The organism is Myxococcus llanfairpwllgwyngyllgogerychwyrndrobwllllantysiliogogogochensis, assembly GCF_006636215.1.
Taxonomy (GTDB): Bacteria; Myxococcota; Myxococcia; order Myxococcales; family Myxococcaceae; genus Myxococcus; species Myxococcus llanfairpwllgwyngyllgogerychwyrndrobwllllantysiliogogogochensis.
Window position 1 is genome coordinate 1 of the sequence record NZ_VIFM01000956.1, and the last position, 396, is coordinate 396.

Genomic DNA, 396 nt, shown 5'->3' on the forward strand with positions numbered 1-396 from the left:
GGCGATCCGTCAACGGGTCAGCATCGCTGGACGCTGGACGAAACAGCCAGCCGGGACATCATCCGCCACGCTCTGGAACAGGGCATCAATTTTTACGATACCGCCATCGCCTATCAGAACGGCTCCAGCGAACGGTACGTTGGCCGGGCGCTGCGGGAGATGGCAAAACGCGAGGAGGTGGTGCTGGCCACCAAGTTTCTGCCACGAACCGCCGCGCAGATTGCCGAGGGGATCAGCGGAAAACAGGCTATAACCCGCTCGCTTGACCAGAGTCTGCGAAACCTCGGGATGGACTACATCGACCTCTACATCTACCACATCTGGGATTACAACACCCCGGTTATCGACGTGCTGGAGGCGCTGCACACCGCAGTGACCGCCGGCAAGGTGCGCGCG

The 396-nt window shown here is 61.1% G+C and carries 1 protein-coding gene; it reads left to right on the forward strand.

Annotated elements, in window-relative coordinates; all coding sequences use genetic code 11:
- The coding region (locus FJV41_RS56440) for an aldo/keto reductase (protein ID WP_141649693.1) at positions 1–396 on the forward strand (396 nt) is incomplete at both ends.